The organism is Brevundimonas sp. UBA5936 (assembly GCA_002430835.1).
In the GTDB taxonomy this organism is placed as follows: Bacteria; Pseudomonadota; Alphaproteobacteria; order Caulobacterales; family Caulobacteraceae; genus Brevundimonas.
Genome location: DJDA01000072.1, coordinates 19826 through 27134, shown reverse-complemented (window position 1 = coordinate 27134; position 7309 = coordinate 19826). Strand labels below are relative to the sequence as shown.

6 protein-coding genes are annotated in these 7309 nt (G+C 70.5%); 5 read left to right on the top strand and 1 reads right to left on the bottom strand.

What is annotated here, in order from left to right; genetic code table 11:
- From B2Y21_RS07005 to B2Y21_RS06995, 3 genes are all read left to right on the top strand, one after another.
- A partial coding sequence (locus tag B2Y21_RS07005; RefSeq protein WP_292058317.1) for an HlyD family secretion protein occupies positions 1 to 594 on the top strand: 594 nt, incomplete at its 5' end.
- Between the two features lie 103 nt (positions 595 to 697).
- Positions 698 to 1975: a multidrug effflux MFS transporter gene (locus B2Y21_RS07000; RefSeq protein WP_292058314.1), complete on the top strand. Its 1278-nt coding sequence runs from the start codon at positions 698 to 700 to the stop codon at positions 1973 to 1975.
- Between the two features lie 52 nt (positions 1976 to 2027).
- Entirely contained in the window at positions 2028 to 3998 is a 1971-nt protein-coding gene (locus B2Y21_RS06995; RefSeq protein WP_292058309.1) for a M1 family metallopeptidase, read from the top strand.
- 6 nt (positions 3999 to 4004) lie between these two features.
- Here B2Y21_RS06995 and B2Y21_RS06990 read toward each other — a convergent pair whose 3' ends face one another.
- Positions 4005 to 4436, bottom strand: coding sequence for a DUF488 family protein (locus B2Y21_RS06990; protein WP_046654462.1), 432 nt, complete (start codon positions 4434 to 4436; stop codon positions 4005 to 4007).
- Positions 4437 to 4511: 75 nt separating this feature from the next.
- Here B2Y21_RS06990 and B2Y21_RS06985 point away from each other — a divergent pair, with 75 nt between their 5' ends.
- Positions 4512 to 6176: an amidohydrolase gene (locus tag B2Y21_RS06985; RefSeq protein WP_292058304.1), complete on the top strand. Its 1665-nt coding sequence runs from the start codon at positions 4512 to 4514 to the stop codon at positions 6174 to 6176.
- A gap of 143 nt (positions 6177 to 6319) precedes the next feature.
- Entirely contained in the window at positions 6320 to 7291 is a 972-nt protein-coding gene (locus tag B2Y21_RS06980; protein ID WP_292058302.1) for a complex I NDUFA9 subunit family protein, read from the top strand.
- Positions 7292 to 7309 lie beyond the last annotated feature (18 nt).

The following is a 7309-nucleotide window of genomic DNA, read 5'->3' as shown; positions in this document are numbered from 1 at the left end:
TGGGTCGCCCAGGCCCAGGTCGACGTGGCCCAGAACGCCCTGCGCGCCGCCGAGGCTCAACTGGCCGAAACCCGCGCCGCCGAGGATGTGGCCCAGACCGGCGTGACCTCGGCCGTGGTCAGCCGCGGCTCGCTGGAGGCCGCCGTCGAGAACGCCCGCGCCCAGGTGCGCCTGGCCCAGATCGACCTGGACAACACCCGCATCGAGGCGCCGCGCGACGGCCGGCTGGGCGAGATCTCCATGCGTCAGGGCCAGCAGGTGGCGGTCGGCACGCAGATGACGGCCCTGGTCCCCGACGTGGTCTGGGTCACGGCCAATATGAAGGAGAACCAGATGCGCGACGTGCGCGTCGGCCAGCCGGTCAAGATCACCGTCGACGCCCTGGGCGGCCGCGTCCTGACCGGCAAGGTCGAGCGCATCTCGCCCGCCACCGGCTCGGAGTTCAGCGTCATCCGCCCCGACAACGCCACCGGCAACTTCACCAAGGTGGCCCAGCGCATCCCCGTTCGCATCGCCGTCGATCCGGGGCAGGAAGGCGTCGAGCGTCTGTCGCCCGGCATGTCGGTGACGGCGCGGATTCAGGTGAAGGACTAGGCGCCGGTTCCGGTCCCGCTCATCGCCTGACTTATTGTTGCAGCGCGAAAAACTTCACCTTTGCAGGGTTGCGTCAGCCTGTCGCAGGCTGCATCTGCTCTGCATGACCCGAGCCCCGACCCCGCCCGCCGAGATCGAGGCCAAGCCGTCGCTTCCCGCCAAGGGGCCGGGCTTCGCCGAATTCGTCTGCCTGATCGCCGTGATGATGGCGCTGAACGCCCTGGCGATCGACGCCATGCTGCCGGCCCTGCCCCACATCGGCGAAGACCTGGGCGTGACCAATGAGAACAGCCGCCAGTGGGTGATCACCGCCTATCTGCTGGGCTTCGGCGTGGCGCAGCTGCTCTACGGCCCGTTGTCGGATCGATACGGTCGCCGTCCGGCGCTGTTCGCGGGCATCGGGATCTATGTCGCCTTCAGCGTGCTGGCCGCCTTCGCCCACACCTTCGACATGCTGATCCTGTCGCGGGTCGGCATGGGGATCGGGGCCGCGGCGACGCGGGTGCTGGCCGTCTCCATCGTGCGCGACCGCTATGCCGGGCGGACCATGGCGCGGGTCATGTCGCTGAGCTTCCTGGTCTTCCTGGGCGTGCCCATCCTGGCCCCCGCCGTGGGACAGATGATCATGCTGGTCGCGCCCTGGCCGTGGATCTTCGGCGTCTTCGCCCTGGCGGGCGGCGCCTTCATGATCTGGGCGGGGCTGCGCCTGCCCGAGACCCTGCACGCCGAGGACCGGATGCCGATCAATCTCGGTCGCATCGCCGGCGCCTTCCGCTTCGCCCTGACCAGCCGTCAGGGCATGGGCTACACCCTGGCCATGACGGTCATCAGCGGCGCGCTGTTCGGCTTCATCAACTCTTCGCAACAGATCTTCTTCGACGTGTTCAAGGCGCCGGGCCTGTTCCCGGTCGTCTTCGCCCTGGTGGCGGCGGGCATCGCCGTGGCCTCGATCCTGAACGCCCGCCTGGTCGAGAAGCTGGGCTCGCGCCTGATCGCGCACACGGCCCTGATCGGCTTCATCGGCTTCAGCGCCCTGCACGCCGTGATCGCCTATGCGGGGCATGACAGCCTGTGGATGTTCGCCGCGCTGCAGGCCTGCAAGATGTTCTGCTTCGGCTTCATCGCCGGCAATTTCGGCGCCATGGCCATGGAGCCGATGGGCCATATCGCGGGTACGGCCTCCTCGGCCCAGGGCTTCATCTCCTCGATCGGCGGCGCCCTGCTGGGCTTCGCCATCGGCCAGCAGTTCGACGGTTCGACCGTGCCGATGACCGTGGGCTTCGTCCTGCTGGGCGTCGCGGCGTTGGCGCTGGTGCTGGCGGCCGAGAAGGGGCGGCTGTTCAAGGCGCAACACCTGCCGCCGCCCGCAGCTAAGGCTTGATCTTTCAGGCGCGAGGGGGCCTTTTCGGGCGCATCTGAATACGGAGCGTTCGATGACCCTGAAGCTGGTCGGGCGGGTTTCCGCCCTTGCCCTCGCCGCCGCCCTCGCCACGTCCCTGGGCGCCTGCGCCACGACCGGAGAGATCACCCCCATGACTCCCCTGGTCCCCGCCGCGCCGGCGCCGGCCCCCGCGACCGACTACGTCAACGACGCCCACTCCTACGCCCGCCCGGCCGAGGCGCGGGTGACGCACGTCGACCTGGACCTGGCCGCCGACTTCGCCGCCAAGACCTTGGCGGGCAAGGCCACGCTGGACGTGACCGGCCGTCCCGGCGCGCCCGAGGTGGTGCTGGACGCCAAGATGCTGGACATCAAGGGCGTGACCGACGCCCAGGGCCGCGCCCTGCAATGGAGCCTGGGCGCGTCTGATCCGATCAAGGGCCAGCCCCTGACCGTGCGCATCCCGGCCTTCCAGGGCGGCGAAACGCAGAAGATCGTCATCGACTATTCCACCCGCCCCGACGCCTCGGCCCTGCAGTGGCTCAGCCCGCAGCAGACGGCGGGCGGCCAGAAGCCCTATCTGTTCAGCCAGGGCCAGGCGATCCTGACCCGCACCTGGATTCCGACCCAGGACAGCCCGGGCGTCCGCCAGTCCTACACCGCCCGCATCACCGCCCCGGCCGATCTGACCGTCGTCATGTCGGCCGAGCAGCTGACGCCGAAGGGCGAGGCGGCCGGCGCCGGGACCAAGGCCTGGCGCTTCAAGCTGGACAACCCGATCCCGCCCTATCTGATCGCCATCGGCGTCGGCGACCTGGCCTTCGCCCCGTTCGACGAGCGCACCGGCGTCTGGGCCGAGCCGAGCCAGCTTCAGGCCTCGGCGCACGAGCTTCAGCCGACCGCCGAGATGGTGGACGCGGCCGAAGCCCTGTACGGCCCCTATCGCTGGGGCCGCTACGACCTGCTGGTCCTGCCGCCCAGCTTCCCCTTCGGCGGCATGGAGAACCCCATGCTGACCTTCGCCACCCCGACCATCATCGCCGGGGACCGCTCGCTGGTCTCGCTGGTGGCGCACGAACTGGCGCATAGCTGGTCGGGCAACCTGGTGACCAACGCCACCTGGGACGACTTCTGGCTGAACGAGGGGTTCACCTCCTATTTCGAGAACCGGATCATGGAGGCCGTCTACGGCCGCGACGCCGCCGTGCAGGAGCAGGTTCTGGCCTGGGGCGGGCTGCAGGACGAGCTGAAGGCGCTGGCCCCGGCCGACACCCGTCTGCACCTGGAGCTGACCGGGCGCGATCCCGACGACGGCATGAACACCATCGCCTATGACAAGGGCGCCGCCTTCCTGCGGACCATCGAACAGATCGCCGGGCGCGAGGCGTTCGACGCCTGGTTGCGCGGCTATTTCGAGCGCAACGCCTGGCGGCCGATGACGTCAGAGCGTTTCCTGGAAGACATCCGCGCGCACCTGATTAAGGGCGACGCGGGCCTGGAGCAGAGGCTGCAGCTGAACGCCTGGGTCTATGAACCGGGTCTGCCGTCCAACGTCCAGGCGCCGGTGTCGCACGCCTTCGAGCCGGTCGATGCGGCCGCGCGCGCCTTCTACGTCGCCAAGGGTCCGGCCTCGGCCGTGCCGTGGAAGGACTGGAACACCCAGCAGCGCCTGCGCTTCCTGTCGTGGCGACCCGAGGGGCTGGCGGCGGGCGCCGACTGGCTGACCCCGGCCCAGTTGGCCGATCTGGAAAGCACGCTGAAGCTGGACCGCGAAGGCAACGCCGAACTGGTCTTCGCCTGGCTGCAGGCCGCCCTGGCCAACCGCTACGAGCCCGCCGTGGCCACGGCCGACCGCTTCCTGACCAGCCAGGGACGGCGCAAATTCGTCCTGCCGCTGTTCCAAACCCTGTGGGCCGAAGGCGACTGGGGCCGCCCCATCGCCACGCGCATCTACGCCAAGGCCCGGCCGCTGTATCACCCGGTCACCAGCAACTCGGTCGATCAGGTGGTGGGGCGGCCGTAAGGCCGCCTAGAGGTTCGTCACCTCCGCTCCGTCCTCGCGCGCCAGCCGGTCTGCGAGGATGGAGCGGTGGCAGCCGCAGGCGTCGGCCTCGAAGCACAGCAGGGCGACGCGCCGTTCGCCCGCCGCATGGCGCAGCTGCTGGAAGGCGGCCTCGGCGTCCGGCTCCTGCATATGGGCGCTGAAGACGGCGCGCATGGTCGCGGCGTCGCCCTTGCGCGCCGCGTCGCGCCCGGCCTTGGGCGTGCCCAGGGCGCGCAGTTGCAGATAATCGAGCCCCTCGGCCTTCAGGCTTTCGCCCAGCACGGTCTTGGAAAAGCCCGCGATGCGCGACGAGGCGACCGCCCGCACGTCGGCGACCAGTTCGACCCCCGCCGCCTTCAGCCGGTCGATGACCTGGGCCTGCGTCGCGCCTTCATAGCCGATGGTGAACAGCTTCATGCGACGATGATGCGCGCAGGATCGCTTGACGCCAAGCCCGGCTGCGGCTCCCCTGCGCCGCGACTGGAGGCGCTGATGATCCGAACCCTGAAGACCCTCTCCCTGGCCGCCGCCCTGATGCTGGCGGCCGCGCCTGCGGCCTACGCCCAGAACCTGCTGATCCGGGGCGGGCCGATCCATACCGGCGACGAAGCCCGGCCGACCGCCGAGGTGGTGATCGTGCGCGACGGGCGCATCGCCTATGTCGGCGCGGCGAACGGCGCGCCCTCGCCCGAGGGGCTGGAGGTGGTGGACCTGAAGGGGGCGGCGCTGTTCCCCGGCTTCACCGACGGCCACGCCCATCTGGACGGCATCGGCTGGCGCGAGACGACGCTGAACCTGGAAGGCTCCGCCTCCGTCGTCGAGGCCATGCAGAGGCTCAGCGCCTGGGCCGAGGCCCATCCCGAGGGCGTCATCGTCGGCCGCGGCTGGATCGAGACCCATTGGCCCGAGAAGCGCTTCCTGACCGCCGCCGATCTGGACGCCGCCGCGCCGGGCCGGATCGTGATGCTGACCCGCGCCGACGGCCATGCGGTGGCCGTGTCCAGCGCGGCGATGAAGGCGGCGGGGATCGACGCCTCGACGCCCTCGCCCTCGGGCGGGGACATTCTCAAGGGACCGGACGGCCGGCCGACGGGCCTGCTGGTCGACGCCTCGGGCGACCTGATCGCGGGCCTGGCGCCCCAGGCCGATGCGGCGGCGACGCGCGCGGCCTATCGCGCGGGCTTCGACGTCTACGCCCGCTACGGCTGGACCGGCATCCACTTCATGAGCGCGCCGTGGAAGGACGTGCCCCTGCTGGAGCAGATGGCGCGCGACGGCGAGGCCACGGCCCGCGTCTACAACAACATCGACATGGGCGACGCGCGCGCCCTGATGGCGGGCGGCCCGCGCGACGCGGGCGACGGCCTGGTCATCACGCGGGCGATCAAATTCTACGCCGACGGCGCCCTGGGCTCGCGCGGGGCCAAGCTGTTCGAGCCCTATTCGGATCGCCCGGACACCACCGGCCTGATGCGGACCTCGCGCGAGGAGGTCATGCCCCTGTATCAGGAGGCGCTGCGCACCGGCGTCCAGATCGCCACCCACGCCATCGGCGACCAGGGCAACCACGACGTCGCCGCCTGGTATGAAGAGGCGCTGCGTTCCGTGCCGAAGGCCGAGTGGAAGCTGGCCGATCCGCGCTGGCGCATCGAGCACGCCCAGATCATCCGGCCCAGCGACTATCACTACTTCGACGAACTGCCGATCATCGCCTCCATGCAGCCCAGCCACGCCATCGGCGACCTGCATTTCGCCGCCGACCGGCTGGGCGACGCGCGGCTGGACGGGGCCTACGCCTGGCACACGCTGGTGGATCGCGGGGTGATCGTGGTCGGCGGATCGGATGCGCCGGTCGAGCGCGGCGATCCGCTGATCGAGTTCTACGCCGCCGTGGCGCGGCGCGATCTGAGCGGCTTCCAAGGGCCGGATTGGCGCCCGAACGAAGCGGTGGATCGGGCGACGGCGCTGAAGATGTTCACCCTGTGGCCCGCCTACGCCAGCTTCCGCGAGGACGAACTGGGCACCATCGCGGTGGGCAAGCGCGGCGACTTCACCGCCTTTGACATCGACCTGATGACCGTCCCCGCCGCCGACATCCCCAAGGGCCGGGCCGTGCTGACGGTCGTGGGCGGGCGGATCGTCCACCGAGCCGACTGAGGGGGCCGACTGAGCGGCTGACGGATCGGGCGGAATCCCGCCCCTTCTCGTTGCGGGGCGGGGCCGCTTCGGTTAAGCCCCGCCCATGAGATTTTCGCCTCCGGCTGCGTCTGCGGCCGGGGCTTGGCGTTGGAGCGTCTGAGATGGCTGATTTCGCCCCCGGTCTGGTCACCGTGTTCGGAGGCTCGGGCTTCATCGGAACCCAGGTCGTGCGCGCCCTGGCCCGTTGCGGCTGGCGCGTGCGCGTCGCCGCGCGCAACGCCAAGAGCGCGCCCGTGCTGCACATGGCCGGCGACGTCGGCCAGGTTCAGGTCGTCCGCTGCGACATCACCGACAAGGCTGCGGTGGCGCAGGCCGTGCGCGGCGCCGACGCAGTGATCAACCTGGTCGGCATCCTGTTCGAGACCGGCGGCCGCAAGTTCCAGACCCTGCACGTCGAGGGCGCGACCAACGTCGCCGAGGCGGCCAGGGCGGCGGGCGCCAAGCGTCTGACCCACATCTCGGCCCTGGGCGCCGACGCCAACGGCAAGGCCGACTACGCCCGCACCAAGGGCGAGGCCGAGGCCGCCGTGCGCGCCGCCTTCCCCGGCGCAGTGATCGTGCGCCCGTCGATCGTCTTCGGCTCGGGCGACCAGTTCCTGAACCGCTTCGCCGCCATGGCCAGCTGGTCGCCGGTCCTGCCGCTGATCGGCGGCGGCCAGACGAAGTTCCAGCCCGTCTACGTCGCCGACGCCGCCGAGGCCATCGCCCGCGCGACCGTCGCCCCCGAAGCCGAGGGCGAGACCTATGAGCTGGGCGGCCCGTCGGTCTGGACCTTCGAGGACATCCTGAAGTTCATCCTGCGTGAGACCAACCGCAAGAACATCCTTCTGCCCCTGCCCTTCCCGGTCGCGCGTCTGATCGGCTCGCTGGCCCAGATCCCGGCCATGATCGGCCTGGCCCCCGCCCTGACCAAGGATCAGGTCGTGCTGCTGGAGAGCGACAACGTCGTGGCGCCGGGCGCCAAGGGCCTGGCCGACCTGGGCGTCGAGCCTTCAGGCCTGGAAGCCATCGCGCCGAGCTATCTGTGGCGCTACCGCGACGGCGGCCAGTACGCCGAAAGCCCCGCCGCCTGATCTCAACGACGGCTCAAA

Bases quoted from the DNA above. Each gene is read 5' to 3' on its own strand.
- B2Y21_RS07000 (WP_292058314.1), top strand. From the start codon at position 698: ATGACCCGAGCCCCGACCCCGCCCGCCGAGATCGAGGCCAAGCCGTCG.
- B2Y21_RS06995 (WP_292058309.1), top strand. From the start codon at position 2,028: ATGACCCTGAAGCTGGTCGGGCGGGTTTCCGCCCTTGCCCTCGCCGCC.
- B2Y21_RS06990 (WP_046654462.1), bottom strand. From the start codon at position 4,436: ATGAAGCTGTTCACCATCGGCTATGAAGGCGCGACGCAGGCCCAGGTC.
- B2Y21_RS06985 (WP_292058304.1), top strand. From the start codon at position 4,512: ATGATCCGAACCCTGAAGACCCTCTCCCTGGCCGCCGCCCTGATGCTG.
- B2Y21_RS06980 (WP_292058302.1), top strand. From the start codon at position 6,320: ATGGCTGATTTCGCCCCCGGTCTGGTCACCGTGTTCGGAGGCTCGGGC.